The 25,371-nt window shown below is 62.9% G+C and carries 24 protein-coding genes; 16 read left to right on the forward strand and 8 right to left on the reverse strand.

What is annotated here, in order from left to right; all coding sequences use genetic code 11:
• Positions 1 to 61: 61 nt before the first annotated feature.
• Positions 62 to 562 (reverse strand): pantetheine-phosphate adenylyltransferase, encoded by a 501-nt coding sequence (gene coaD / locus FJ930_RS10395; RefSeq protein WP_141837351.1) that lies wholly within the window; start codon positions 560 to 562, stop codon positions 62 to 64.
• A gap of 193 nt (positions 563 to 755) precedes the next feature.
• Between coaD and FJ930_RS10400 the strand changes: the two genes are divergently transcribed.
• A complete protein-coding gene (locus FJ930_RS10400; protein WP_140739803.1) occupies positions 756 to 908 on the forward strand; it encodes a hypothetical protein in 153 nt (50 codons plus the stop codon).
• A gap of 85 nt (positions 909 to 993) precedes the next feature.
• Here the strand turns inward: FJ930_RS10400 and gyrA are convergent, their stop codons facing one another.
• The gene (gene gyrA / locus FJ930_RS10405; protein WP_141837353.1) at positions 994 to 3,795 is read right to left on the reverse strand and encodes a DNA gyrase subunit A; all 2,802 of its coding nucleotides are present in this window, start codon (positions 3,793 to 3,795) and stop codon (positions 994 to 996) included.
• A 211-nt stretch (positions 3,796 to 4,006) separates the two neighbouring features.
• On the opposite strand from gyrA, the gene FJ930_RS10410 reads away from it, so the two are divergent.
• Positions 4,007 to 5,704 (forward strand): SulP family inorganic anion transporter, encoded by a 1,698-nt coding sequence (locus FJ930_RS10410; protein ID WP_141837356.1) that lies wholly within the window; start codon positions 4,007 to 4,009, stop codon positions 5,702 to 5,704.
• Entirely contained in the window at positions 5,701 to 6,321 is a 621-nt protein-coding gene (locus FJ930_RS10415; RefSeq protein ID WP_141837358.1) for a ParB-like protein, read from the forward strand. Before FJ930_RS10410 ends, FJ930_RS10415 begins: the two co-directional genes overlap by 4 nt.
• Positions 6,322 to 6,328: 7 nt before the next feature.
• Here FJ930_RS10415 and FJ930_RS10420 read toward each other — a convergent pair whose 3' ends face one another.
• Complete coding sequence (locus FJ930_RS10420) at positions 6,329 to 7,156, reverse strand: AraC family transcriptional regulator (RefSeq protein ID WP_141837360.1); 828 nt, start codon at positions 7,154 to 7,156, stop codon at positions 6,329 to 6,331.
• Between the two features lie 87 nt (positions 7,157 to 7,243).
• On the opposite strand from FJ930_RS10420, the gene FJ930_RS10425 reads away from it, so the two are divergent.
• The gene (locus FJ930_RS10425) at positions 7,244 to 7,780 is read left to right on the forward strand and encodes a hypothetical protein (protein WP_141837362.1); all 537 of its coding nucleotides are present in this window, start codon (positions 7,244 to 7,246) and stop codon (positions 7,778 to 7,780) included.
• A 183-nt stretch (positions 7,781 to 7,963) separates the two neighbouring features.
• Entirely contained in the window at positions 7,964 to 8,593 is a 630-nt protein-coding gene (locus tag FJ930_RS10430) for a MarC family protein (RefSeq protein WP_137931086.1), read from the forward strand.
• 26 nt (positions 8,594 to 8,619) lie between these two features.
• On the opposite strand, the gene FJ930_RS10435 is transcribed toward FJ930_RS10430, so the two are convergent.
• Both FJ930_RS10435 and FJ930_RS10440 read right to left on the reverse strand, forming a co-directional pair.
• Positions 8,620 to 9,045 (reverse strand): OsmC family protein, encoded by a 426-nt coding sequence (locus tag FJ930_RS10435; protein ID WP_141837364.1) that lies wholly within the window; start codon positions 9,043 to 9,045, stop codon positions 8,620 to 8,622.
• Positions 9,046 to 9,173: 128 nt separating this feature from the next.
• Complete coding sequence (locus FJ930_RS10440) at positions 9,174 to 9,689, reverse strand: single-stranded DNA-binding protein (RefSeq protein ID WP_140739822.1); 516 nt, start codon at positions 9,687 to 9,689, stop codon at positions 9,174 to 9,176.
• A gap of 227 nt (positions 9,690 to 9,916) precedes the next feature.
• On the opposite strand from FJ930_RS10440, the gene FJ930_RS10445 reads away from it, so the two are divergent.
• The 9 genes from FJ930_RS10445 (at position 9,917) to FJ930_RS10485 (ending at position 18,434) form a co-directional block, all read left to right on the forward strand.
• Positions 9,917 to 10,231, forward strand: coding sequence for a metalloregulator ArsR/SmtB family transcription factor (locus FJ930_RS10445; RefSeq protein ID WP_141837366.1), 315 nt, complete (start codon positions 9,917 to 9,919; stop codon positions 10,229 to 10,231).
• Positions 10,232 to 10,263: 32 nt separating this feature from the next.
• Positions 10,264 to 10,740 carry an SRPBCC domain-containing protein gene (locus tag FJ930_RS10450; protein ID WP_141837368.1) on the forward strand — a complete coding sequence of 159 codons (477 nt, stop codon included), beginning with the start codon at positions 10,264 to 10,266 and terminating at the stop codon, positions 10,738 to 10,740.
• A 22-nt stretch (positions 10,741 to 10,762) separates the two neighbouring features.
• Complete coding sequence (locus FJ930_RS10455; RefSeq protein ID WP_141837370.1) at positions 10,763 to 11,368, forward strand: ATP-dependent Clp protease proteolytic subunit; 606 nt, start codon at positions 10,763 to 10,765, stop codon at positions 11,366 to 11,368.
• Between the two features lie 80 nt (positions 11,369 to 11,448).
• Positions 11,449 to 11,748: a hypothetical protein gene (locus FJ930_RS10460; RefSeq protein WP_141837372.1), complete on the forward strand. Its 300-nt coding sequence runs from the start codon at positions 11,449 to 11,451 to the stop codon at positions 11,746 to 11,748.
• A 707-nt stretch (positions 11,749 to 12,455) separates the two neighbouring features.
• Positions 12,456 to 15,377 carry an excinuclease ABC subunit UvrA gene (uvrA, locus tag FJ930_RS10465; protein WP_141837373.1) on the forward strand — a complete coding sequence of 974 codons (2,922 nt, stop codon included), beginning with the start codon at positions 12,456 to 12,458 and terminating at the stop codon, positions 15,375 to 15,377.
• Complete coding sequence (locus FJ930_RS10470) at positions 15,374 to 15,787, forward strand: DUF302 domain-containing protein (protein WP_141837375.1); 414 nt, start codon at positions 15,374 to 15,376, stop codon at positions 15,785 to 15,787. Before uvrA ends, FJ930_RS10470 begins: the two co-directional genes overlap by 4 nt.
• Positions 15,784 to 16,254 carry a GNAT family N-acetyltransferase gene (locus tag FJ930_RS10475; RefSeq protein WP_141837377.1) on the forward strand — a complete coding sequence of 157 codons (471 nt, stop codon included), beginning with the start codon at positions 15,784 to 15,786 and terminating at the stop codon, positions 16,252 to 16,254. The genes FJ930_RS10470 and FJ930_RS10475 overlap by 4 nt, the downstream gene beginning before the upstream one ends.
• Positions 16,255 to 16,297: 43 nt before the next feature.
• Complete coding sequence (locus tag FJ930_RS10480) at positions 16,298 to 17,104, forward strand: DUF72 domain-containing protein (RefSeq protein WP_141837379.1); 807 nt, start codon at positions 16,298 to 16,300, stop codon at positions 17,102 to 17,104.
• Between the two features lie 181 nt (positions 17,105 to 17,285).
• Positions 17,286 to 18,434 carry a GGDEF domain-containing protein gene (locus FJ930_RS10485; protein WP_141837381.1) on the forward strand — a complete coding sequence of 383 codons (1,149 nt, stop codon included), beginning with the start codon at positions 17,286 to 17,288 and terminating at the stop codon, positions 18,432 to 18,434.
• A gap of 51 nt (positions 18,435 to 18,485) precedes the next feature.
• On the opposite strand, the gene FJ930_RS10490 is transcribed toward FJ930_RS10485, so the two are convergent.
• Positions 18,486 to 18,662, reverse strand: coding sequence for a hypothetical protein (locus FJ930_RS10490; RefSeq protein ID WP_140739848.1), 177 nt, complete (start codon positions 18,660 to 18,662; stop codon positions 18,486 to 18,488).
• Between the two features lie 732 nt (positions 18,663 to 19,394).
• Here FJ930_RS10490 and FJ930_RS10500 point away from each other — a divergent pair.
• Entirely contained in the window at positions 19,395 to 19,802 is a 408-nt protein-coding gene (locus tag FJ930_RS10500; protein ID WP_141837672.1) for a hypothetical protein, read from the forward strand.
• Between the two features lie 118 nt (positions 19,803 to 19,920).
• Positions 19,921 to 21,834: a PhoX family phosphatase gene (locus FJ930_RS10505; RefSeq protein ID WP_141837383.1), complete on the forward strand. Its 1,914-nt coding sequence runs from the start codon at positions 19,921 to 19,923 to the stop codon at positions 21,832 to 21,834.
• A 48-nt stretch (positions 21,835 to 21,882) separates the two neighbouring features.
• Here the strand turns inward: FJ930_RS10505 and FJ930_RS10510 are convergent, their stop codons facing one another.
• Entirely contained in the window at positions 21,883 to 22,596 is a 714-nt protein-coding gene (locus tag FJ930_RS10510) for a DeoD-type purine-nucleoside phosphorylase (RefSeq protein ID WP_141837674.1), read from the reverse strand.
• A gap of 85 nt (positions 22,597 to 22,681) precedes the next feature.
• Complete coding sequence (locus FJ930_RS10515) at positions 22,682 to 25,258, reverse strand: PAS domain-containing sensor histidine kinase (RefSeq protein WP_140739856.1); 2,577 nt, start codon at positions 25,256 to 25,258, stop codon at positions 22,682 to 22,684.
• Positions 25,259 to 25,371 lie beyond the last annotated feature (113 nt).

Consider the following 25,371-nt stretch of genomic DNA (forward strand, 5'->3'; position numbering starts at 1 on the left):
CGGCGAGCACGACGAGGAACGAGGCAAGCTTTTTCAGCTGCATGGTCTTCTCCGAGAAACTTTATTTTGCGAATTTGGCGGTGAGCGCGCCGGCTACCGCCGCCGGCACGAAGGGGCGGATGTCGCCTCCCATCGAAGCTATCTGGCGCACAAGTGTGGCGGTAATGGTGCGCACCGAGGGGCTGGCGGGCAGAAAAACCGTCTGCAATTCCGGCGCCATGGTCTCGTTCATGCCGGCCATCTGCATCTCGTAGTCGAGATCGGTACCGTCGCGCAGGCCGCGGATCATGATCGAGGCTCCCTGTTTCCTGGCGGCATCGATGACCAGCCCGTCGAAGGCGACCACCTTGATGCGGGCCCCGTCGCGGCCAAATTCAGCCTTCGTCGCCGCTTCGATGAGGTGCACCCTCTCCTCGAAGGAGAACAGCGGCTTCTTGCCCGGATGAATGCCAATCGCGGCATAGACAATGTCTGCAACCGCCAGCGACGCCTTCAGCACATCGAGATGGCCGTTGGTCAGCGGGTCGAAGGAGCCGGCATAGAGGGCTGTGCGTTCGGTCATGCCGGAGCTTCTAGCGAGCCTCTCTCACAAAGGCAAATCCGATCGAGATCATGTTCGTGAACCTTTTCCGGCACATGAACGACAGATGAACACGTCAATCACGAAGCCTTCACGGAGCGTTCACTAGGTTGCACCTTAATAAGATGAAACCAAAACCCCATCTGCCCGTTGTAAGGCGCAGGAGAACACGCACATGCTGATCTACATGCTCGCCACCGCAATGACCGTTGCCATGCTGATCGCCACAGTATTCGGGCTGCATCAGGAGGCGCAACGCGCCCGCGTCAAGGCAACCACGAAACGCTTCGAAGGCTTCGGCCCCCGCAAGCCGTATCGCCACTACTAAGCCAGCCTGAACCAAGTCTGTCTGGACTTGCTACCGCGCCGGCCGATGGGCCGGCGTTGCCATGTTTAAAGACCCGCTTTCGGACTTACTCCGCAGTCTCCGGGCCCGCGTCCGCCGCAGGAGTGATTTCGGCGCCGCCCTCAACGGTCTCTTCGCTCTCCTCGTCCGATTGCGGCTCGGAAATGCGCTCGACCGAAACCACCTTTTCACCTTCGGCGGTATTGAAGATGGTCACGCCCTTGGTGGCCCGGCTTGCGAAACGGATGCCGTTGACCGGCACCCGGATGACGGTGCCGCCATCGGACACCAGCATGATCTGGTCGTCATTGCCGACCGGGAAGGTTGCCACCAGCCTGCCGATTTCGGCTGTTTTCGAGACGTCCGTGGCACGGATGCCCTTGCCGCCGCGTCCGGTCAGACGGAAATCGTAGGACGAGGAGCGCTTGCCGTAACCGTATTCCGTAACCGTCAGCACGAACTGCTCATGCGCCTTGAGGAATTCGTAGCGCTCATCGGACAGCTCCGCTTCCTCGTCGACCTCTTCATTGGTCAGCGCGATTTCTTCTTCTTCGCCCGGTATACCAGCAGCCAACCGCCGTTCGGACGCGGCCCGCTTGAGATAGGCGGCGCGTTCGGCCGGCGGCGCATCGACATGCTCGATGACCGCCATGGAAATCACCCTGTCGGTGTCAGCCATCGCGATGCCACGCACGCCAACCGAGTTACGGCTCTGGAAGACGCGCACGTCGCCAACCGAGAAGCGGATGCACTGGCCGGAGCTGGCGGTCAGGAGTACGTCGTCATTATCGGTACACGTCTCGACGCCGAGGATCTCGTCGCCCTCCTCCTCCAGCTTCATGGCGATCTTGCCATTGCGGTTGACCTGGATGAAGTCGGAAAGCTTGTTGCGGCGCACGGTGCCGCGCGTGGTGGCGAACATCACGTCGAGCTCGCCCCAGCTCGTCTCGTCCTCGGGCAACGGCATGATGGTGGTGATGCGCTCGCCCTGCTCGAGCGGCAGCATGTTGATCAGCGCCTTGCCGCGTGACTGCGGATTGCCGATCGGCAGCCGCCAGACCTTTTCCTTGTAGACGATGCCACGCGAGGAGAAGAACAGCACCGGCGTGTGCGTATTGGCCACGAACAGCCTGGTGACGAAATCCTCTTCCTTGGTCGACATGCCGGAGCGGCCCTTGCCGCCACGGCGTTGCGCCCGGTAGAGCGACAGCGGCACGCGCTTGATGTAGCCGGAATGGCTCACCGTCACGACCATGTCCTCGCGCTGGATCAGGTCCTCGTCTTCCATGTCGGCGCCGCCGTCGGTGAGTTCGGTGCGGCGTGGCGTGCCGAACTCGTCGCGCACGGCGGCGAGCTCGTCCTTGACGATCTGCTGGACGCGCGCGCGCGACGACAGAATGTCGAGATAGTCGATGATCTCGACGCCGATCGTGTTCAATTCGTCGGCGATTTCGTCGCGGCCAAGCGCGGTCAGGCGCTGCAGGCGCAGTTCGAGGATAGCGCGCGCCTGCTCCTCGGACAGATTGTAGGTGCCGTCCTCGTTGATGCGGTGGCGCGGATCGTCGATCAGAAGGATCAGCGATTCGACGTCGCCGGCCGGCCAGCGGCGCTCCATCAACTGTTCGCGCGCCGTCTGCGGATCCGGCGCGGTACGGATCAGCTTGATGACCTCGTCGATGTTGGCGACGGCAATCGCCAGGCCAACCAGCACATGGGCGCGGTCACGCGCCTTGCGCAGCAGGAATTTCGTCCGCCGGGTGATCACCTCCTCGCGGAAGGTGACGAACGCCTTCAGCATGTCGGTCAGCGTCAGCAGTTCCGGCTTGCCGCCGTTCAGCGCCACCATGTTGGCGCCGAACGAGGTCTGCAGCGGCGTAAAGCGGTAAAGCTGGTTGAGGATGACGTCGGCGACGGCATCGCGCTTCAGCTCGACGACGACCCGGTAGCCCTGGCGGTCGCTCTCGTCGCGGATGTCGGAAATGCCCTCGATGCGCTTGTCGCGCACGAGCTCGGCCATCTTCTCGATCATCGAGGCCTTGTTCACCTGATAGGGAACCTCGGTGATGATGATCGATTCACGGTCGTTGCCGCGCTGTTCGATGTTGACCTTGCCGCGCATGACGATGGAGCCACGGCCGGTGGAATAGGCGCTGTAGATACCGGAACGGCCAAGCACGATGCCGCCGGTCGGGAAATCGGGACCTGGAATGATCTCCATCAGCGCCGGCAGGTCGATCGCCGGATTGTCGATGACAGCAATGGCGGCGTTGCAGACTTCACCGAGATTATGCGGGGGGATGTTGGTGGCCATGCCGACGGCGATGCCGCCAGAACCATTGACCAGCAGATTGGGAAAGCGCGCCGGCAGGACCTTCGGCTCTGTGTCCGACGCATCATAAGTGTCCTGGAAATCGACGGTGTCCTTGTCGATGTCTTCCAACAGCTCATGCGCGACCTTGGTCAGCCGCGATTCGGTATAACGCATGGCCGCCGGCGGATCACCGTCGATCGAGCCGAAATTGCCCTGCCCGTCGATCAGAGGCACGCGCAGCGACCAGTCCTGCGCCATGCGTACCAAGGCGTCATAGATCGAGGCATCGCCGTGCGGATGGTATTTACCCATCACGTCGGCGACGGGACGCGCGGACTTCACATATTTGCGGTTCCAGTGGTAGCCGCTCTCATGGGCGGCACAGAGGATACGGCGGTGCACCGGCTTCAGGCCGTCGCGCACGTCGGGAAGCGCGCGGCTGACGATCACGCTCATCGCGTAAGAGAGATAGGAGCTCTGCATCTCCTCGATGATGGAGATCGGCTCGATGCCGGTGGGGCCGCCGTCGGCGCCGCGCGGTGTCTTTTGGTCGGTCAAATCGGATCACAATCTATTCAGGAATCACTTGCTGCTTATATAGGAAGCCAGGCCGAAACTCCAACGTTCGCGGCACTTTTCCAGTGTCATTTTTAGTGGTAATTTCAAAAGGATACCGCTGATTGCGACGATATGGCCACGGTGCTTTTCGCCGCCAGCAAGGCAAAAGCCGGCAATGGACCAATTTCCCCGAACGAAAGCCGCGAGCGCAATGAATTGGACCCCGTGGCTGCCTCTGCGAGCGATGAGCGGCTGGACGCGCCGGGATCTCAATGGTGATCTGATCGCCGGCGTGACACTGGCCGCGATCGCCATTCCCGAGCAGATGGCAACGGCCCGGCTCGGCGGCTTCGCTCCCGAGATCGGCTTCTTCGCCTTTGTCGCCGGTTCGGTGGCGTTTGCCCTGTTCGGCGCCAACCGTCACCTCTCGGCCGGCGCGGATTCGACCATCACGCCTCTGTTCGCCGGCAGCCTGGCGCTGCTCGCCACCGCTGGCTCGCCGCATTATCTGGCGCTGGCAGCCATGCTGGCGCTGATGGTCGGGCTCATCGTGATCCTGAACGGTGTCTTTCGCCTTGGCTGGGTTGCCGACCTGTTGTCGGTGCCGGTCACGACGGGCTTTCTGGCCGGCATCGCCATCCATATCATCGTTTCGCAATTGCCCGGACTGCTCGGCCTGCCCTCCGAAAGCGGTGAATCCGTGCGGCGCATCGGCGAGATCGCTGGCAATCTCCATCTCGCCAACCCCTGGAGTCTGACGCTCGGCCTTGGCGTATTCGCAATCGTGTTCTGCTCCGAGCGCATCAGCGCCCGCGTCCCCGGCGCGCTGATCGGCATGGTGCTCGCCACTCTCGCGGTCGCCATATTCGGCCTCAAGGATCGTGGCGTCGAGGTGCTTGGCGCCTTGCCGAACGGCGTGCCGCAGCCAGGACCGCCGCTTGCCGGTCTCGACGATGTGCAGGCGCTCGTTCCGCTGGCGCTGCTGATTGCCATCGTCGTCATGGTGCAGACGGCGGCCACCTCCCGCTCCTTCGCTCCGCAGGGCGACGCGCCTGACGTCAATCGCGATTTCGTTGGTGTCGGCGCCGGCAGCATCGCGGCTAGCCTGTTTGGCGCCTTCGCCGTCAATGCCAGCCCGCCGCGCACGGCAATCGTCTCCCAGTCGGGTGGCCGCTCGCAGCTCTCAAGTCTCATTGCCGCGGCCATCGTGCTGCTGCTCGGTGCCTTCGGCGGCGGCCTGCTCGCCGATGTTCCGCAGGCCGCCCTTGCCGGGGTCCTGATGTTCGTTGCCCAGCATATTCTGCGCTGGAAGGTGTTCGCCGACGTCTACCGGCAAGCGCCGGTTGAATTCGCGTTGATCCTGATCACCATGGCGGCCATCGTCGTGCTGCCGATCGAAACCGGCGTGGCGGTCGGCATCGGCCTGTCGCTGCTGCACGGAACCTGGAGCGCAACAAGGACGCAGGTGCTCGAATTGGAACAGGTGCCGGGCACTTCCGTGTGGTGGCCGCCTGGCGAGCCAAGTGCCGGCGAACAGCTTCCAGGCGTGCTGGTCGCGGCGTTCCAGGCCCCACTGTCCTTCGTGAACGCCGACCGCTTCAAGCGCGGTCTCTTCGATCTTGTCGATGCCAGGAACGATACAGTGAAACTGGTCGTCCTGGAGGCCAGCAACATCGTCGAAATCGACTACACCGCCGCGCAAGCGCTGATCGACACCGTCCATCATTGCCGCGAGGCAGGGGCCGTCTTTGCCGTCGCGCGGCTGGAATCGCTGCGCGCCCAGGCGGCGCTGGCACGGTTCGGCATTGCCGACCTCGTCGGCCCGCAGCGGATCTTTCACAGTGTCGATGCCGCGATCAGGACCCTCGGTCTCGACCAGCGGCCGCAACAGCAGGACAAAGCAAAATGATGACCCAGCGGGAACCGTTGCTGAACCCAGTCCCTGTCAGTGACTTGCGACCGACGCAGATCACTGTCGGCATGCGCGAGGTGGCCCTGAAGCGCCAGATGATCCGCTCACAGAGCGCCCGAAAGACCGGCGCGTTTCTCGGCAGCCACATGGTTCCCGTCGTGCTCGGGCCGAAGAAGCGCAACTATGTCACCGATCACCATCATCTCGCCCGTGCCCTGATCGAGGAGGGTGTCAGGGATGTCCTGGTCACGGTGGTCAGCGACCTGTCGGGGCTCGACAAGGAGGCCTTCTTCGTCGTGCTCGATAACAGGGGCTGGATGCATCCGTTCGACGAGAATGGCAGGCGTCAAGCCTACGACGCCATTCCAAAAACCATGGCCGAACTCGTCGACGACCCCTATCGGAGCATGGCGGGCGAACTGCGCAGGCAAGGCGGCTTCGCCAAGGACACGACGCCGTTCAGCGAATTCCTGTGGGCGGACTTCCTGCGCCGGCGCATCACGCCGGACGCCGTGGCGAAGGACTTCGACAAGGCGATGAAAGAAGCGCTGCGCATGTCCAAGGGCAAGGACGCGGACTATCTGCCAGGCTGGTGCGGGCCGACGACCGACTGAACTCGTCTCAACCGCTTGGCCAGCGGGCACGATAGTTGCCTGGCGTCTCGCCCATGACGCGTCGAAACCGGCGGTTGAAGGTCGACAGGTCGTTGAAGCCGGTGTCGAAGGCGATCGCCGAGATCGCGTCATTTGACAGGCGCAACCGCACCGCCGCCCTATGCAGCCGGGTTCTGAGCAGGAACTGGTAGGGCGTCATGCCGGCGACCTGCCGGAAGGTACGCAGGAAATGGTACGGGCTGGTCGCCGTTTCATCCGCCAGTGCCGACAGCGAGACCGGCCCGTCGGCATCCAGTTCGATCCGCCGCACGGCTTCGGCCACCCGTTTCTGATCGCGGCGGCTCGGCGCGCGCCGGACCGGCGTGGCGTTGGAAACCGTGGCCACGGTGGCGGCTGCAATGCGCAGGGAAAGTTCCTCGAACGCCTCCGTGTCAGCCATTTCACGCGCGGCTTCCGCCTCGGCCAGCAACGGCGCCAACGTTGGCAAGGGCGGCAAGCGCGGAGCCTCGAAGGTCAGCGCCCTGGCACCAGGCACGCCAGCCACAATCCGTTCCATGTAAGCCGGCCTGAAATGGAACGAGAGGCAGCGGTCGCCACTGCCATGCTCGTGCCCGCATTCATAGCACGTGCCGGAATTGCCGAGCAGTAGGCTGCCCGGCGCGAGCATGGCGGTGCCTTGTTGCGCGCGGTAGCGGAACGTGCCGCCGGTGACCGCCGCGACGCAGAAATCCTGATGTGCCTCCTCGAACGGCCGGTCGCCGGCGCCGGCCGTGCAGATCACATCCGCCACGTGCCAGCCGGCCCCGGATGCGAGAACGCGGGTGGTCGCTGCCATGGCCCAAATATAGCAATTTTTCCCAAGCCCAGAACCCCGTCCGCGCCTAATCCTCCGGTCTCCTGACAAGAAGAAGAGGCCGCAGCCATGTTCGTCCCATCCTCCTTTGCCGAAGCCCTGCACAGTGCCGGACCGAACGACGGACTTGCCGAGAAACTGAACCTCTACGGTCGCTTCGTCGGCGCCTGGACTTTCGACGCCTCGCGTCGCCTCGATGATGGCAACGTGCTGACCGGCCGCGGCGAGGTGCATTTCGGCTGGGTGCTGGAAGGCCGCGCGATCCAGGATGTCTGGATCCTGCCCGCGCGCGACGCCGGCCCCTCGCCGTCGCTCGGCAAGTGGACTTTCCACGGCACGACGCTGCGTGTCTATGATCCCGGAGCAGACGCCTGGCACATCTTCTGGATCGATCCGCGTAACCAGTATTTCAGCCGCCAGCTCGGCCGGGCCGAGGGCGACACGATCGTGCAGGTCGGCGCCGATGGCACCGGCGCCTCGGTGCGCTGGAGCTTTTCGCGCGTCACGACGGATAGCTTCCGCTGGCTCGGCGAGCGCTCGCACGACGATGGCGCGACATGGCGGCTCGAAGTCGAGTTCCTGGCGCGCCGAACAACAACACCCTGACGCAGCAACCCGTTGCAACGATGGAGAAAACCTTCGCACCGACGCGCGACAGCATCCTATTACTGTGCTGCCGGCTGACCCTCTGCCGGGCGCCGTAGTTTCGCGGTCCTGACTGTTCCCACCGACCAGGCTTTGCTCTACCAATGTCGGAGTGCGGGCTCGGCCCGGCGGGAGGGGTCAGCGATGCCGAGTTTCGACAGCCTGTTCAATGCTTTCGTCACCATTCTCGTGACCATCGATCCGCCCGGGCTGGCGCCGCTGTTCCTCGCCGTGACACGCGGCATGAACCGCGATGAGCGCCAGCAGGTGTCGGTGCGCGCTTCGGTCATCGGTTTCCTGGTGATGGCGCTGTTCGCCATCGCCGGCGCCTCGATCCTGTCCGTGTTCGGCATCACGCTTCCAGCGTTCCGCGTCGCCGGCGGCTTTTTGCTGTTCTTCATCGCCTTCGAAATGGTGTTCGAGCGCCGGCAGGACCGCAAGGAGAAGATCGGCGACGTCGCCATCACCAAGGACATGATCCACAACATCGCCGCCTTCCCGCTGGCGATCCCGCTGATCGCCGGCCCCGGCGCGATTTCGGCGACGGTGCTGCTTTCAGGCTCGTTTCAGGGCTTTGCCGCGCAGGCGGCACTGGTCGGCATCATTTTCGCCTGCCTCGTCATCACCTATCTGGTGTTCGTCTTGTCGGAACGCATCGACCGCATTCTTGGCCAGACCGGCCGCTCGATCCTGACCCGCCTGCTCGGCGTCATCCTGGCCGCGCTCGCCGTGCAGTTCGTCGCCGACGGCATCAAGGCGCTGATGGTGGGGTAATCCGCGACTGGGCGCTCCTGTCGGTCTTATTTCGCCGCGGTATCGATGACCTCGAAATCGTGGGTGATCGTGGCCGTCTTGGCTATCATCGCGGAAGCCGAGCAGTACTTCTCGATCGACAGGTCGATCGCCCGCTTGACCTTGTCGGTCGAGAGCGCCCTGCCCTTGACGATGAAGTGCATATGGATGCGCGTGAACACTTTTGGGTCGGTCTCGGCCCGGTCGGCATCGAGTTCGACCACACAGTCCTCGACCGCCTCGCGGCCTTTTTCCAGGATATGGACGACATCATAGGCGGAGCAGCCGCCAGTGCCGATCAGCACCAACTCCATCGGGCTTGGCCCCGGTGTCTTGCCATCAGGGCCGGAGGCTGTGCCCAGCACGAGCTTGTGGCCGCTGCCGGACTCGCCAACGAAGGTGCGCTCCTCAACCCATTTTACCCGTGCTTTCACTGCCCTGTCCCTTCAGTCCTTGATCGCGCCTGCTCAGGCCAAATCAACGATGCAAAACCCCGAAAGTCCACGCAGGACCTTCGGGGCATGTCGATCACGTGACGTCAGCCGTTCGGTATTGCCTTCGATCAGAACGGGATCTCGTCGTCCAGTTCGCGCGATGAGCCGCCGCCGCCTCTCGGTGCACCGCCGCCGCGATTGAAGCTTTCGTTCGGGCTAGACTGGCCGAAATCGGAACCACGGCTGCTGCCGCCACCGGAATAGCCGCCGACCTGGCCGCCCTCACCCTGGCCGCGCGCATCGAGCATCTGCAGCTCGCCACGGAACTTCTGCAGCACGACTTCCGTCGTGTACTTGTCATTGCCGGTCTGGTCCTGCCATTTGCGGGTCTGCAGCTGGCCCTCGACATAGACCTTCATGCCCTTCTTCAGATACTGCTCCGCCACCTTGGCGAGCTGGTCGTTGAAGATGACGACATTGTGCCACTCGGTCTTTTCCTTGCGCTCGCCGGAATTCTTGTCGCGCCAGCTCTCCGACGTGGCGATGCGGATGTTGACGACCGGCTCGCCCGAGTTGAGGCGGCGGACTTCAGGGTCCGCGCCGAGATTGCCGACCAGAATGACCTTATTGACGCTACCCGCCATGATACTTCTCCGCGCTCATCCGAAACAAATTTTGTCGCAGCACCTTACAGGCTGCGAACGTCAGCCGCCTGCCAAGGCTGGCTTTTCCCACAAGGTTTTTTGTTCCCTTTTCGTTCCTATATGCACTGCTGCTGATTGTCAAGGAATGGCAGCAATGGTTGAGGCCATCATATGGGTTTCAAAACAGCGCTTGCCAAATCGATAAGTATCGACTTATGCTTTTTGCCATGATCGAAGCAGAGATTTTCCGCGCACTGGCCGACCCGACGCGACGCGCCGTCTTCGAGCGTCTCGCGATAAGCGAGATGAGTGTGTCGGAACTGCGCAGCGGCCTGACGGTGTCGCAGCCGGCCGTCTCCCAGCATCTGGCGGTCCTGCGCGGCGCCGGGCTGGTGGTCGAGCGGCGGGCTGGCCGCAACGCCTATTATCGAGCCGATCCGCAGGGGCTTGCCCCCCTGCTCTCCTGGATCGAACGCTACCGGACGTTCTGGCCGGAGCGCATCGAAAGGCTGAAGACGGTTTTGAAGGACATGGATCAGTGAAAGATCCGGGATCAGTGAAGGACGTAGGATCGATGAACGCCAAAAACCAAAGCGAAGTCGTCCCGGATGCGATCGAGTTCGAATACGATCTGGCCGAGCCGCCCGAAAAAGTGTGGCGGGCACTGACCGTACCGGAACTGCTCGCCGCCTGGATGATGCCGAACGACATCACGCCGCGGACCGGCAGCCGTTTTGCCTTCGCCGGCAAGGATGCGGCGATCGAATGCGAAATCCTCGAAGCCGAACCCGAACGCCTCTTGCGCTATTCGTGGCGGGAGCAGCCGGGGGACGCCGCGCGCCGGGATCCGCTCGACAGTGTCGTCACCTTCACGCTCGCCCGCACTGTTTCCGGCGGCACGCATCTGCGCATTGTCCATGACGGTTTTGGCCGCAAGGCAATGCCCGCTGTTGCGATGGCGGGCGCCCGCTGCCGGCTTTCGCTCGGCTTGCGCGGGGCCGGAAAGCCCATCGCCGCGAACACACCATGCCTGCTGCTGCACGCGGCCTGAACACGGAAATCGGAGAAGGAAAATGAGCGGCCTTGCCAGTCTGGTGCCGATGGTGATCGAGCAATCGAGCCGCGGCGAACGTGCCTTCGACATTTTCTCACGGCTGCTGCGCGAGCGCATCATTTTCATCAACGGCGAGATCAATGACGACGTCTCGGCGCTGGTCTGCGCACAGCTCCTGTCGCTGGAATCCGACAATCCCGACAAGGAGATCTCGCTCTACATCAACTCGCCGGGCGGCGTGGTGACCAGCGGCTTCGCCATCTACGACACGATGCAATATATAAGCTGTCCGGTATCGACCGTGTGCATGGGTTTTGCCGCTTCCATGGGCTCATTCCTGTTGATGGCAGGCACGGCGGGGCGCCGCATCGCACTGCCGAACGCCACCATCCTGCTGCATCAGCCGCTGGGCGGCTTCCAGGGCCAGGCTTCCGACATCCAGCGCCATGCCGAGCGCATCGGCCAAACCAAGCGCCACATGACCGAACTCTACGCCCAGCATTGCGGCCGCACCTATGAAGAGGTCGAACGCACGCTGGACCGCGACCATTTCATGACGGCCCGCGAGGCCCAGGCCTGGGGTATCGTCGACCATGTCTTCGACACCCGCAAAAAAGCGGCATGATCAGACCAAAGGCCTGCCGCCGGTCGAAGATTTGACGATACCGTCTGGTTCCGATGGCGGTACGTCCCTATAATCCCGGGATGACTGACACGCATCCGTCCAGAGTATCGCATCGCGCCATCATCGCTACGGTGCTCGCCATCACAGGTTTTGTATCCAGTACGGCGCTTGCCCAGAATGCCTCGCCATCGGCGCAGAAAACCGCCCTGCCGGGGGTCAGCGGCGACTATCGCATCGCGAAGCCAGCCCCACAGCCGGAGCCCGACGACGCGTTCCCCGGCAACGGCAATGGCCAGTTCAAGATCGGTGATACGGATGTCAGGATTTCCGGCAGCCTCACCGTCGATGTCGGCGCCGGCGCGATCAAGCCTCCCAGATAGGGATAAGGCCTCCAAGAGGCGCGGAGCGTTGCCCGTTTAAAAAGAACAGCCCCGCCGTGCTCGAGGCAGACGGCCGGGGCTTTCCTGGATCTATAGTCCAATCTTTTGCCGGGAGTGTACTGCCGGCGTTAGATTTCGGATGCTTCGCGGCTTGCAGCCGACGATCCGACTAGCAGTCTCTGATTTTTGGTGGGTTACGGCAGGTCACGGTTTGTCGGGTGGCGCAAACGCTAAACCCTTGACACTTATGCCTGCCGCGGCTCCAGCGACACGTGGAGCCTCAAGGGACTGTCCGGTGGCGTCATGCTCCGCTCCTCTGTCCGTTGCGACATCTCGTCCCGAAGCGCAAATCGCAAATGCCTGCGGCGTCTCGCAGGCCACCTCTGGGCGGCGAGGCCATCGAAAGACAGCCGGCTTCGTTGACGACCCGAGACTGCCCCCGTGGGCCGGCCGCGTCAACCATCAATAGCCGGTTACGGAAAAATGTGATCGCGGGGGGTTACGTGCAGGTCAGTTTCCGCACAGCTTTGTCAGGAGCGTGTTCGGCCTTTGTTCTTTCCGCTTGCCCGTTCGCGCGAAAGGCGGTTAAACGACTTCTGTCGGGAGTTGTGGCGTCTCTCGACGTGGCGGCAAAAAAACCTACATAGGGGATGGCCGGGAAAACCCCGCCAATCCCACGAATTCCAGATCTGAGGCGGCGACCGGCGATGGCCGACCATAAATTTCTTTCCATTCGCGGGGCGCGCGAACACAATCTGAAGAATGTCGATCTCGACCTGCCGCGTGACAGCCTGATCGTCATGACCGGCCTGTCGGGCTCCGGCAAATCGTCGCTCGCCTTCGACACCATTTATGCCGAAGGCCAGCGCCGCTATGTCGAGAGCCTTTCGGCCTATGCGCGGCAATTCCTCGAAATGATGCAGAAGCCCGATGTCGACCAGATCGACGGCCTGTCGCCGGCCATCTCCATCGAGCAGAAGACCACGTCGAAGAACCCGCGTTCGACGGTCGGCACCGTCACCGAGATCTATGACTACATGCGGCTTTTGTTCGCCCGTGTCGGCGTGCCCTATTCGCCGGCCACCGGCTTGCCGATCGAGAGCCAGACGGTCAGCCAGATGGTCGACCGGGTGCTGGCGGTCGAGGAAGGCACACGCCTGTTCCTGCTGGCGCCGATCGTGCGCGGCCGCAAGGGCGAGTACCGCAAGGAACTGCTGGAACTGCAGAAGAAGGGTTTTCAGCGCGTCAAGGTCGACGGCGTCTTCTACGAAATCGCCGACGTTCCGGCCCTGGACAAGAAGTACAAGCACGACATCGATGTCGTCGTCGACCGTATCGTCGTGCGTGGCGATCTTGCCACGAGGCTTGCCGATTCCATCGAAACGGCGCTGAAGCTCGCCGAAGGGCTGGCGGTGGCCGAGTTCGCCGACAAGCCGCTCGACGCCAGCCAGACCGGGGAGGATTCGGTCAACAAATCGAAGAACGAGACGCATGAGCGCATCCTGTTCTCCGAAAAATTCGCCTGCCCGGTATCCGGCTTCACCATTCCCGAGATCGAGCCGAGATTGTTCTCGTTCAACAACCCGTTCGGCGCCTGCCCAACCTGCGACGGTCTCGGCAGCCAGCGCGCCATCGATCCCAATCTCGTCGTGCCCGACGAGAACGTGTCGCTGCGCGACGGTGCCGTCAGCCCTTGGGCGAAGTCGACATCGCCCTACTATGTGCAGACCCTGGAGGCATTGGGCAAGGCCTACAACTTCAAGCTCGGCGACAAGTTCAAGGATTTGAGCACGGAGGCCCAGGAGGCGATCCTGCGCGGCACCGGCGAGCGCGAAATCACCTTCCAGTACGATGACGGCCTGCGCTCCTACAAGACCACCAAGACGTTCGAAGGCGTCATCCCCAATCTCGAACGGCGCTGGAAGGAAACCGAGTCCGCCTGGATGCGCGAGGAGATCGAGCGCTTCATGTCGGCCACGCCCTGCCCGGTCTGCAAGGGCTACCGGTTGAAGCCGGAAGCGCTGGCGGTGAAGATCGCCGGCAAGCATATTGGCGAAGTCACCGAACAGTCGATCCGCAACGCCGATCGCTGGTTCACCGATCTGCCCGCAAAGCTCAATGACAAGCAGAACGAGATCGCGGTGCGCGTGCTGAAGGAAATCCGCGAGCGCCTGCGCTTCCTCAACGATGTCGGGCTGGATTATCTGACATTGTCGCGCAATTCCGGCACGCTGTCGGGCGGCGAAAGCCAGCGCATCCGGCTGGCGTCGCAGATCGGCTCCGGCCTCACCGGCGTGCTTTACGTGCTGGACGAGCCCTCGATCGGCCTGCACCAGCGCGACAACACGCGCCTGCTCGATACGCTCAAGCATTTGCGCGACATCGGCAACACGGTGATCGTCGTCGAGCATGACGAGGACGCCATCCTGCACGCCGACTATGTCGTCGACATGGGCCCGGCCGCCGGCATTCATGGCGGCGAGATCATCGCCCAGGGCACGCCGCAGCAAGTGATGGCCAACCCCAATTCAATCACCGGCAAATATCTGTCAGGCGAACTCGAAGTGGCGACGCCGGCCGTGCGCCGTGAAGCAAAGAAGAACCGGCGCCTGAAGATCGTCGGCGCGCGTGGCAACAATCTGAAGAATGTCACCGCCGAAATCCCGCTCGGTACCTTCACCGCCGTCACCGGCGTGTCGGGCGGCGGCAAGTCGACCTTCCTGATCGAGACGCTGTTCAAGGCGGCCTCGCGCCGCATCATGGGATCGCGCGAGCATCCGGCCGAGCATGACCGCATCGAGGGTCTCGAATTCCTCGACAAGGTCATCGACATCGACCAGTCGCCGATCGGTCGCACGCCGCGTTCGAACCCCGCCACCTATACCGGCGCCTTCACGCCGATCCGCGACTGGTTCGCGGGCCTGCCTGAAGCCAAGGCGCGCGGCTATCAGCCGGGGCGGTTCTCGTTCAACGTCAAGGGCGGCCGCTGCGAGGCCTGCCAGGGCGACGGCGTCATCAAGATTGAGATGCACTTCCTGCCGGACGTCTACGTCACCTGCGACGTCTGCCACGGCAAGCGCTATAACAGGGAGACGCTCGACGTGCTGTTCAAGGGCAAGTCGATCGCCGACGTGCTCGACATGACGGTCGAGGAAGGCGTCGATTTCTTCGCCGCCGTGCCCGGCGTGCGCGACAAGCTCGACACGCTGAAGCAGGTCGGCCTCGGCTACATCCATATCGGCCAGCAGGCGACGACGCTCTCCGGCGGCGAGGCGCAACGCATCAAGCTCGCCAAGGAACTGTCGCGCAAGGCGACCGGCAAGACACTCTACATTCTCGACGAGCCGACCACCGGCCTGCATTTCCACGACGTCGCCAAGCTTCTGGAAGTGCTGCACGAACTGGTCGACCAGGGGAACACGGTGGTAGTCATCGAGCACAATCTCGAGGTGATAAAAACCGCCGACTGGGTGCTCGACCTCGGCCCCGAAGGCGGCGACGGCGGTGGCGAGTTGGTCGCCTCCGGCACGCCGGAAGCGATCGTGCGCGAGAAGCGCAGCTACACTGGCCAGTTCCTCAAGGAACTTCTGGAGCGTCGGCCCGGGGGCAAACGCGAAGCGGCGGAATGATGGCTGGGGATGGTCTCATCACGGTCCAGAGCCGCTTTGGCGTGACCGAAACCATCGACCGCATGGCTGAAGCGGTAAAGCGCGCGGGATTGCGCGTCTTCGCGCGAATCGATCACGCGGCCGGCGCGCGCGATATCGGCGCGTCATTGCGGCCGACCGAGCTGCTGATCTTTGGCAATCCGAAGGGCGGCACGCCGCTGATGCAGGACAGGCAGCTTGCCGGCATCGATCTGCCGGTGAAGGCGCTGGCCTGGGAGGATGAAGAAGGCAAGGTCTGGCTGTCCTACAACGATCCGCACTGGATCGCTGAACGTCACGGCCTCAGTGATGCCAGCCGCAAGGCTGTGGCGGCAATTGCGACTGGTATGGACAAGGTTGTCGCGGCCGCCGCTGGCGTGGACAAGGCTTGATCATGCGATTGGCTCGCTCCGAAGATATCGCCGCGATCGTCGCACTGACGCAAGCGGCCTATGCGCCTTACACCGCCCTGCTCGACGCGCCGCCGATCCCGGTGACCGAGGATTACGCACCGCGTATTGCGAGCGGCGAGGTCTGGCTGCTGGAAAGCGGGGCGGAGCTCGCCGGACTGATCGTCCTCGAACGGCACGCGGACCACGCCATGATTTTCAGTGTCGCCGTCTCGCCGGCCTTCCAGGGCAAAAAACTCGGCATAGCGCTGCTCAAGCACGCCGATGACCAGGCACGTCTTTGGGGCTTGCACGAGGTGCGGCTCTACACCAACGCCAGGATGGAGCGGAACATCGCGCTGTATCTCGCTTACGGTTATCGCGAAACGGGTCGCCGGCCCAATCCCTACCGGCCAGGATGGGTGCTCGTCGACATGGCCAAGCCGGTCGGCGAAATCACGGCAGCCTGATCTTTCTGAACTCGGCCAGACTTCTGCACTTGGGAGGACCACAATGAGCAAATCGGGAACAATCCGCTCCGGCATGGGCGGGTGGACCTTCGAGCCCTGGGACACGTCCTTCTATCCGGACAAACTGCCGAAGGCGAAACAACTGCAATATGCCAGCCGGCAAGTGCCCAGCATCGAGGTCAACGGCACCTATTATTCGAGCTTCAAGGAGCCGACCTTCGTCAAGTGGGGCAGTGAAGCGCCGGACGGTTTCGTCTATTCGCTGAAGGGCAATCGCTTCGTCACCAACCGGCGCGTGCTCGGCGAGGCCGGCGAATCGATGATGCGCTTCCTCGGTTCGGGTGTGGCCGCGCTCGGCGACAAGCTCGGGCCGATCCTGTGGCAGTTCGCGCCGACGAAAAAATTCGATCCGGACGATTTTGAGGCCTTTCTCAAGCTCTTGCCTGAGAAGCAGGACGGTGTCGCGCTGCGCCATGCGCTTGAAGTGCGCAACGACAGTTTCATTGTCCCGGAATTTCCCGCGCTGGCGCGCAAATACAAGGCGGCGATCGTCTACGCCGATCATGCCAAATACCCCGATATCGCCGACGTCACCGGCGATTTCGTCTATGCGCGACTGCAAACCGGCAGCGACGACAATCCCGATTGCTACACACCACAGGGCCTCGACGAATGGGCCGCGCGAGCAAAGATCTGGGCGGAAGGCGGACAGCCGGTCGATTTGCGGCGCGCCGATCCCTCAACCGACGCGCCGGTGCAGCCACGCGACGTGTTCGTCTATTTCATCACCGAGGGCAAGGTACGCGCGCCGTTCGGGGCCATGGCGCTGATGAAGCGCATAGCCGACTGACGAGCATCAGTCGGCATCCGGGTATGCTGTTAGCGCGTCACCTATGCCTTTTGGGCGTAGCAGAGCGCCTATTCGCGGCATCTTCGGCATCATCGTAACCTTATCGACACTTCCTTGCTACATGAATGCGCGGACGCCAAGCCGCAGAGCTGGAACCGCCGCCGGCAGGGAAAAGAGGGGCATGTCGCTCGACTACACTTCACTTCTGCTGGCTGTCGGATTCTCCGCCGCCTGCCTGAGCCTGACATTGTTCGGCATGTGGTTGACCGCGCGCACGGAGCGATTCCTGCTGACATGGGCTATCAGCCTCGTGTTCGTGGTCGGTGATATCTTCGTCTATGACGCCTACATCGACATGCCTGGGCGCCTACTTGGCATCGCCGCTCTGGCGTTCCTGTTGATTGGTTTCTCAGTCATGCTGGGTGCCGCCTACCAGTTCAGGACGGGCGGCTCGCCGCTGCGGCACACCATGTTTGGCTGCTGTTCGCTAGCGGTGGCGCTGCCGCCCATGGCTCTGGGCTATGATGGCCTCGGCTTCATGTTCGAGAACCTGTTCGCCGCCCTGCTCCTGTTCGCGACGGCGTTCGAATACTGGAGAGGCCGCGACGAGGCCCCTGCCCTGACGATCGGCATCACCGCGCTCTATTCGGCCACCGCCGCCTCCTTCGCGCTCTGCGCCATGGTGCTTGCCTGGGATGGAAAACTTGTCCTGGGCCATGCGCCGAGCAACTGGGCCGAGGAATTGAGCCTCGTCGTGGTTATCGCCAGCATGACGGGTATTGGCGCGCTCTCGCTTGCTCTCAATCAGGGTCGCCTGGCTAGGCACCACCGCCGCAATGCCCTGACCGATCCCCTGACAGGCCTGCTCAACCGGCGCGCTCTGTTCGACATGCATGGTAATGTCCCGGTCGGCGCCTTTACCGCGGTGGTCGTCTTCGACCTCGACAACTTCAAGGCCATCAACGACGAGTTCGGCCACGCGGCGGGCGACGAGGTGCTGAAGGTGTTCGCCAGCGAACTCGCTGGCAATCTTCGCCAGACCGACGTCGCCGCGCGCATGGGCGGCGAAGAATTCGCGCTGGTGTTGAAGCGCACTTTGCCGGAAACGGTGGAGGCGGCGGCGGAGCGCATCCGGACAGCTTTCGCGACGCGCCTGATAGAGACCGAAACCGGCTCGCTTACGTGCACGGTTAGCGCTGGTTTTGCGTTTGGCAGCAAGGAAGGCCTCAGCTTCGACAAGGTGCTCAGCGCCGCCGACAAGGCGCTCTATGACGCCAAGCGCGGCGGCCGCAATCGCGTCACGGCCTCTCCATTGCGGCGCGCGAGCTGACCGCGCGGATCGATATCGAGCCTGTGATTTGTCGGGCGGGCGAAAGCGGCCCTACGCCGCCATCACGATTTCATTGAAGGTATCGAGGTCGACGTAGAAGACCTTGGTGATCTCCTCGATCAGATCGTCGTAGTCGCAGCCCTGTGACCTCAGGATATTGATGGCGGCTATGATGTCGACACGCTCTGTGAGCCGCCTTTTCTGGTAATCTTCGACGAAACGTTCCATGGCTGTCCCTTAGCCTGTGTGCCCAAACGCGTTGAACGACAATCAGATCGCAGGAGGCTAGGAAGCTTTGCTTGCGTGGAACTTGCACGGCCTTCGCCGCTCCTCGATCCGCGATAACCAGACTGATACGGAAGCGGCCGACTCACAAAAGCCAAGAAAAGACTAGCATGCAGTCCCCGATTCACCAGGGATGCAGACGGCTGGACGGAACAAATATTGGGCTTGCCACGGAGTTCGGATCGCTATCCGAAGTCTATCGCCGATTCTAGACGGAAAGGAACTTGCTGGCGTCCGCATTCGAGATTCTCCCGCGCTGTGAGAAGCGGAAAGATCTCTCTGCTCAAAGGCAGCATGCGATGCCCGACCGGGCGCGGTCATGCGCCGCGCTCCGGTCGAGCGCCTTCCCCTCGAAGGCAACGCTTCCGCCCGACAGCCGGTGTGGCCGTGGGCGCCGCACAACGCCAAGCAACCGCCATGCCAACCGATGGGACAAGCCGAGAAAGGAAAAATACACAACATTATTATTGCCTTATCATGACATCACCTGAATGGGTGACGGCGATGATAAGAAGCTCAAGGGCAGAAAATTGTGCAGCGCATCATCATTTGCTCAATTTTCATCCAGTCATCAAAAAATGCCCAAGCCTTGATCTCTCCCGGCATTCGTCTGATGGCGGCGTTGCGGCATCGAGCGGAATTGGGGCAAGCTGTCTCCTGCAGGCGAGCAAGGTCATGGTAACAGGCATTTCACGCATATTCATCGGCATATTTCTTCTGGCTGCGGCAACAGGAACCGCGCGGGCCGACTTCAGCGACGGCAAGATGCCTGACGGCAGCTATCACTGCGAAGTCTACCTGCTCGGCATGTTCCTCAACCTGGGCGATATCACCATCAAGGGGAACGTCTATACGGGCCCCGTCACCTTCGGGACCGTCCGACAGGCCTATAACTACCAGATGGACGCGAACGGCGTGATCTCCTGGTTGGGACCGCTCGGCGGTTACACCGCCGGCGGCAATTCCCTGTCACTGACCCAGGCAACCCTGGACGGCCAGAACCCGCCCTCCTTCGACATCATCATGAAGCAACCCGACGGGGCGTTCACCGCTTCGACCTGCACCAAGGGCGGCAGCCAATAGCCCAACCCTGCACGAGGCCGTGTCCTCGGCGGCTCGAACTTGCCTTGATGTCATCGACATGTTGCCGAAGCTGGATAGGCAGCGGTGCGCCGTCACATCCACCTCGAGAGGCAGACATATGGCCGACTTTCCGTCTTCATCCTCCCCCGCCATCCGCGACGTCATCGCCGAGCGCGTCTCGCGCCGCGCCCTCCTGAAAGGCAGCCTGGCATCTGGCGCCCTCGTCGCCGGCGGCGGCTTTGTCGGCTCGTTGTTTGCCGGCGAAACACATGCCACTGCCGCGCTCTCCGCCCTCGGTTTTCCCGAGTTGAAGCGTGTCTATGACAAGAACCACGCCGCCGCCGAAGGCTATGAAACGACGATCGTTGCTCGCTGGGGCGATCCGCTTGTCGCCGGCCTGCCGGATTTCGACGGCAACACGGTCGCGGCCGACGAACAGGAAAAGCGCTTCGGCTACAATTGCGACTACATCGCCTTCATGCCGTTGCCCAAAGGTTCGGTGAACTCCGACCATGGTCTGCTTTGCGTAAACAACGAGTACATCTCGCCGAATGTGATGTTCCCCGGCATGACCGAGGACGGCGCCGGCAAGACGATGAACAGGGAACAGGTCGATCTCGGCCTGGCGGCGATGGGGCATTCGATCGTCGAGGTCATGCTCAAGGACGGCAAGTGGCAAACCATTGACGATAGCCCGCTCAATCGCCGCATCACCGCCAACACCGAAATGACCGTCTCCGGGCCGGTGGCCGGCCATGCGCTGATGAAAACCTCGGCCGATGCGACCGGCACGAAGGTACTGGGCACCAGCTATAATTGCAGCGGCGGCGTCACCCCATGGGGCACGGTGCTGACCTGTGAGGAAGGCATTTGCGACCTGTTCGGCGGCGATCCGAAGAAGGCGCCGACCGCGGATATTCTCGACCGTTATGGTTTTGACGGCTCCGACATCTATGGCCGTGGCCGTTTCCATGATCGCTTCAACATCGACAAGGAGCCCAACGAAGCCAACCGCTTCGACTGGGTGGTCGAGATCGACCCTTACGATCCTCGCTCGAAGCCGGTGAAGCGCACGGCGCTTGGCCGCATGTCGCATGAGGCCTCGACCGTCGTCGTCAACAAGGACGGCCGCATCGTCGTCTACATGGGCGACGATGACTATTTCGAATACATGTACCGCTACGTCTCGAAAAAGGCGTACGACAAGGCGAACCCGGCTTCGAGCAATGGCCTCCTGGACGACGGCGTGCTCTCTGTCGCCCGTTACGACGCCGATGGCTCGATGACATGGCTGCCGCTGATTCACGGCCAGGGCAAGCTCACCGCCGAGAACGGTTTTGCCGACCAGGCCGAGGTGCTGCTGAAGACGCGGCTGGCGGCGGATGCGCTTGGCGCGACCCCGATGGACCGCCCGGAGGACATCGAGACCAATCCAGTTACCGGCCGCGTCTACGCTGTCATGACCAAGAACAAGAAACGCGACGAATCCAAGGTCAACCCGGCCAACACGCGGCCCGAAAACCTCTGGGGTCATATCGTCGAATTGATTCCGCCCGGCGGCCGTGGCGCGGACGCCGACCACACCGCCGACAAATACACCTGGGACCTGTTCGTTCTGTGCGGCAATCCGAAGGATGCAAAAATCGGCGCCACTTTCCATCCCGACACGTCGGACAATGGCTGGTTCGTCTGCCCCGACAACATCACCTTCGACCCCGCCGGCCGCCTTTGGGTGGCAACCGATGGTGCCAACGATTTCGATCTCCCCGACGGCGTCTATGGCGTCGACACGGAAGGCCCGGCGCGTGGCCTGCCAAAGCTGCTGTTCACCTGCCCGCACGGCGCGGAAGCGACCGGCCCCTGCTTCACGCCGGATGGCACCACGCTGTTCCTTTCGGTCCAGCATCCATCCGAGGACGCCGAGACGCTTGAGAAGGCGCAGTCGCTGTGGCCCGACTTCAAGGATGGCCAGCCGCCACGGCCCTCGGTTGTCGCCATTCGCCGCAAGGACGGCCAGCCGGTGGGGGCATAACGGTCAGCGCCACAAAAGAAGGCGAGTGCGCCCCTGAGGTGGCAATGATCAGCGCCCTTCCGTGGCGAGTTCGAGGGCCAGGCGGCTCATGTCGGTGAAAAGCCCCTGGCGTTCGGAATAGTCGGTCAATTCGCCGGTCTCGATATGGTCGACCACCGTGCAGATCGACAGCGCACGGATCCCGAAATGCCCGGCAATGCGGTAAAGCGCGCTGGTTTCCATATCCACCGCCAGGACTCCGGCCGCCCGCGCCTCGGCAAACCGGGCGCGGCCATCCGGATGATGGAAGATGTCGCTGCAGACGGTCGGACCGACATGGGGGGCGATGCCGAGTTCAGCAGCTTTGGCCAAAGCAAGGACAAGCAGCGCCGGATCCGGGCCGGCGGCAGCGCCGTAGAGACCAAAGACCTGACCGCTTTGGGTATTTTCGGGCCGCGCTGATTGCGAAATGACAAGGCTTCGCAGCTTAACCTCGGCGGTCAGGCTGCCGCAGGTACCGGCGCGGATCAAAGTCCGGACGCCATGACAATCCAACAGTTCATGCGCATAGATCAGGAACGACGAAACACCGATGCCCGTTGCCTGAATGCTGACACGCTTGCCTCGATAAAGGCCGGTAAAACCCAGAGCGCCCCGCCTGCGATTGACGCAACGTGGCCCTTCCAGAAAGGTGTTCGCCATCCATTCGGCGCGCTGCGGGTCGCCCGGCAGCAACACCGTATCGGCGTAGTCGCCCCTGTCTGCTTCAATGTGTGGCGTCAACAGTTGCTTCCCCAAGCCGGCCTGCCCGTTCGCCCGCAATCATGGCGTTGTCGGGGCGTTGCGCAAGACGGATTACGGGAGAACGCTACGACTCGAGCATGTCCTTGACGATCGTTGCCAGCTGCTTGAGCGAGAACGGCTTCGGCAGGAAGCCGAAATGCGCCTCCGCCGGCAGGTTCCTGGCGAACGCGTCCTCGGCGTAGCCGGACACGAAGACAAACTTGATGTCCGGCTGGCGCTTGCGCAATTCGCCCAGCAGGGTCGGCCCGTCCATCTCCGGCATCACCACGTCCGAAACGACGATGTCGACCTTGCCGCCAAGGGCCTCGAACACTTCCAGCGCCTCGACGCCCGAGGATGCCTCATGCACGGTGTAGCCGCGCGAGGTCAGCGCCCGCACGCCGCCCATGCGCACGGCGTCCTCATCCTCGACCAGCAGCACGGTAGCCGAACCGGACAGGTCCTTGGTGTTGTCAGCCGGTTTGACAGGCGCTGAGCTCGGCGTGTCACCCGGTTCGGCGGCCTTCTTCGCTTCCGCAATGTGGCGCGGCAGGAAGATGCGGAAGGTCGATCCCTTGCCGACCTCGGAATCGCAAAAAATGAAGCCGCCGGTCTGCTTGATGATGCCATAGACCATGGATAGGCCAAGGCCAGTGCCCTTGCCGACCTCCTTGGTGGTGAAGAACGGCTCGAAGATCTTCTTCAATACGTCGGGCGCGATGCCGCTGCCGCTATCCTCGACTTCGACCACGACATAGTCTGCCGCGGTGAGTTCGCGGTAGGGGAAGGTCTTGCACTCCTCGGCGGTCACGTTGCGGGTGCGCACGGTGAGGTCGCCGCCGGCCGGCATCGCGTCGCGCGCATTGACGGCCAGGTTGACCACCACCTGCTCGAACTGGCCGATATCGACCTTGACCGGCCACAGATCGCGGCCGTGGTCGATCTTCAGCTTGATATCGTTACCGACCAGGCGGGCAAGCAGCATCCTGAGATCGGCGAGCACGTCGGTGAGGTTCAACACTTCCGGCCGCAGCGTCTGTTTGCGCGAGAAGGCCAGCAACTGCCGCACCAGCGAGGCCGCCCGGTTGGCGTTCTGCTTGATGTTCATGATGTCGGGAAAGGATGGATCCGACGGCCGGTGATTGGTCAGGAGCAGGTCCGACGCCATGATGATGGCGGTCAGCACATTGTTGAAATCGTGGGCGATGCCGCCGGCAAGCTGGCCGACCGCCTGCATCTTCTGGCTTTGCGCCATCTGCCCTTCGAGCGCCTTCTGCTCGGTCGTCTCGACGGCGTAGACGATGGCCGATTCCTCGGCCCCCTCGCCGCCGGTGCCGTCGGCGACGGCATTGACGTAGAAACGGATGTGCCGCTCTTCATTGCCGGGCAGCACAGTGTCGATCGGGTCGATGTCGGCCTGCCGCTGCCGGGCCTTCTCGAATGCAGCGGCAAAGGCCGGCCGGTCGCGCTCATGGATCACCGTATCGAGGCGCACGCGGCGATCCACGGCGTCCCGGTCGACCACCGAGGAAAACAGCAACAGGAACGGCGCATTGGTGCGCAGGATGCGCCCGTTGGCATCGACGCCCGCGATCGCCATCGGCGTGGAATTGAAGAAGCGGGTGAAGCGCACTTCCGAAGCGCGCAGATCGGCCGAAGCATCCTCGCCCTGCGTGCGGTTGAGCACGATCGTGCGGGTCGGGCCGCCGACGCCTTCCCGGCTGGCTGAAACGCGATGCATGAAGCGCACGGGCAGCGCCTCGCCCGTCATCGTCGTCAGGTCGAGATCGATGACCGCATTGCGCGTCGTGCCGGGGTCCGCCTTGACCGAGCGCACCAGCGCCATGCCATCGCCGGCAACGATGTCAGGCAAGGTCACGGCGCCAGGCGTAAAGCTGGCGAGATCGATACCAAGCCACTCCGCGAGCGTGGCGTTGATGTAGGTGACACGGCCGTCCTGGTCGGCGGAAAAGAAGCCGGCCGGAGCGTGGTCGAGGTGATCGATGGCCTTCTGCAGGTCGAGGAAGAACCGCTCCTGCTCGGCTCGCTCCTGCGAAATATCGGCGAGTTGCCAGGCCAGCATAGGCAGCCGCTGGCCCGGAACGCTGAAGGTGCGGGCGCGGGTCCTGTACCAGCGCGCGCCAGGTTCGGCGCCCGGCCGGATCGATTGCGCCAGCCGGAACTCACCGTCGCCCGGTTGCCCGTCGCGCAGGCCGGATGCCAGCCGGTAAATGGTCACCGACGCCTCGGGAACATCCGAAAGCAGCCCCTCGACCGTCTTCAGATCGGCGGCCGATGAGGCTCCGGTCATTTCGGCATAGGCACGGTTGGCGTAGACGACGCGGCCCTTGGTGTCCGTCACCAGAAGGCCCTGCGACATCGAATCGACGAAAGCCTTGGACAGTTCATCGCCGGTCGAGCGTGGTGTGATCTGCACGAAGCCGATCGCGGTCGCGAACAGGAAGCCGACGCCGATCATCGCCAGCACGCCGAGCATGCCAAGCAGGAAGGGATCGCCGAGACGCTCGCGGAACAGGCCGAAGACGATCGCGGCCCCTGTCAGAACGACGATGAAGATGACCAGCCGGGTGACCGCGCCCGGTCGCGTGTTCTGGTCGACGATCGGTACCGGATAGAAATCGCCGCGCGCTTCCTTGGCCATATGCCCCCTGCTCGTGAAGTCCGATGTTCCGACACCCGCCCCTAGCGGGTTGAATCACATTCTCCTAGTCCGGAAAAGGCCCGGGCGGCAAATGTCAGATAAAAATGATGCCG

The sequence above is a fragment of the Mesorhizobium sp. B2-4-15 genome (genome assembly GCF_006658505.1).
In the GTDB taxonomy this organism is placed as follows: Bacteria; Pseudomonadota; Alphaproteobacteria; order Rhizobiales; family Rhizobiaceae; genus Mesorhizobium.

What these genes read in the sequence shown, in the direction of transcription:
- coaD (WP_141837351.1), bottom strand. Translation starts at nt 562, where the DNA reads ATGACCGAACGCACAGCCCTCTATGCCGGCTCCTTCGACCCGCTGACC.
- FJ930_RS10400 (WP_140739803.1), top strand. Translation starts at nt 756, where the DNA reads ATGCTGATCTACATGCTCGCCACCGCAATGACCGTTGCCATGCTGATC.
- FJ930_RS10410 (WP_141837356.1), top strand. Translation starts at nt 4,007, where the DNA reads ATGAATTGGACCCCGTGGCTGCCTCTGCGAGCGATGAGCGGCTGGACG.
- FJ930_RS10415 (WP_141837358.1), top strand. Translation starts at nt 5,701, where the DNA reads ATGATGACCCAGCGGGAACCGTTGCTGAACCCAGTCCCTGTCAGTGAC.
- FJ930_RS10420 (WP_141837360.1), bottom strand. Translation starts at nt 7,156, where the DNA reads ATGGCAGCGACCACCCGCGTTCTCGCATCCGGGGCCGGCTGGCACGTG.
- FJ930_RS10425 (WP_141837362.1), top strand. Translation starts at nt 7,244, where the DNA reads ATGTTCGTCCCATCCTCCTTTGCCGAAGCCCTGCACAGTGCCGGACCG.
- FJ930_RS10430 (WP_137931086.1), top strand. Translation starts at nt 7,964, where the DNA reads ATGCCGAGTTTCGACAGCCTGTTCAATGCTTTCGTCACCATTCTCGTG.
- FJ930_RS10440 (WP_140739822.1), bottom strand. Translation starts at nt 9,689, where the DNA reads ATGGCGGGTAGCGTCAATAAGGTCATTCTGGTCGGCAATCTCGGCGCG.
- FJ930_RS10445 (WP_141837366.1), top strand. Translation starts at nt 9,917, where the DNA reads ATGATCGAAGCAGAGATTTTCCGCGCACTGGCCGACCCGACGCGACGC.
- FJ930_RS10450 (WP_141837368.1), top strand. Translation starts at nt 10,264, where the DNA reads ATGAACGCCAAAAACCAAAGCGAAGTCGTCCCGGATGCGATCGAGTTC.
- FJ930_RS10455 (WP_141837370.1), top strand. Translation starts at nt 10,763, where the DNA reads ATGAGCGGCCTTGCCAGTCTGGTGCCGATGGTGATCGAGCAATCGAGC.
- FJ930_RS10460 (WP_141837372.1), top strand. Translation starts at nt 11,449, where the DNA reads ATGACTGACACGCATCCGTCCAGAGTATCGCATCGCGCCATCATCGCT.
- uvrA (WP_141837373.1), top strand. Translation starts at nt 12,456, where the DNA reads ATGGCCGACCATAAATTTCTTTCCATTCGCGGGGCGCGCGAACACAAT.
- FJ930_RS10470 (WP_141837375.1), top strand. Translation starts at nt 15,374, where the DNA reads ATGATGGCTGGGGATGGTCTCATCACGGTCCAGAGCCGCTTTGGCGTG.
- FJ930_RS10480 (WP_141837379.1), top strand. Translation starts at nt 16,298, where the DNA reads ATGAGCAAATCGGGAACAATCCGCTCCGGCATGGGCGGGTGGACCTTC.
- FJ930_RS10485 (WP_141837381.1), top strand. Translation starts at nt 17,286, where the DNA reads ATGTCGCTCGACTACACTTCACTTCTGCTGGCTGTCGGATTCTCCGCC.
- FJ930_RS10490 (WP_140739848.1), bottom strand. Translation starts at nt 18,662, where the DNA reads ATGGAACGTTTCGTCGAAGATTACCAGAAAAGGCGGCTCACAGAGCGT.
- FJ930_RS10500 (WP_141837672.1), top strand. Translation starts at nt 19,395, where the DNA reads ATGGTAACAGGCATTTCACGCATATTCATCGGCATATTTCTTCTGGCT.
- FJ930_RS10505 (WP_141837383.1), top strand. Translation starts at nt 19,921, where the DNA reads ATGGCCGACTTTCCGTCTTCATCCTCCCCCGCCATCCGCGACGTCATC.
- FJ930_RS10515 (WP_140739856.1), bottom strand. Translation starts at nt 25,258, where the DNA reads ATGGCCAAGGAAGCGCGCGGCGATTTCTATCCGGTACCGATCGTCGAC.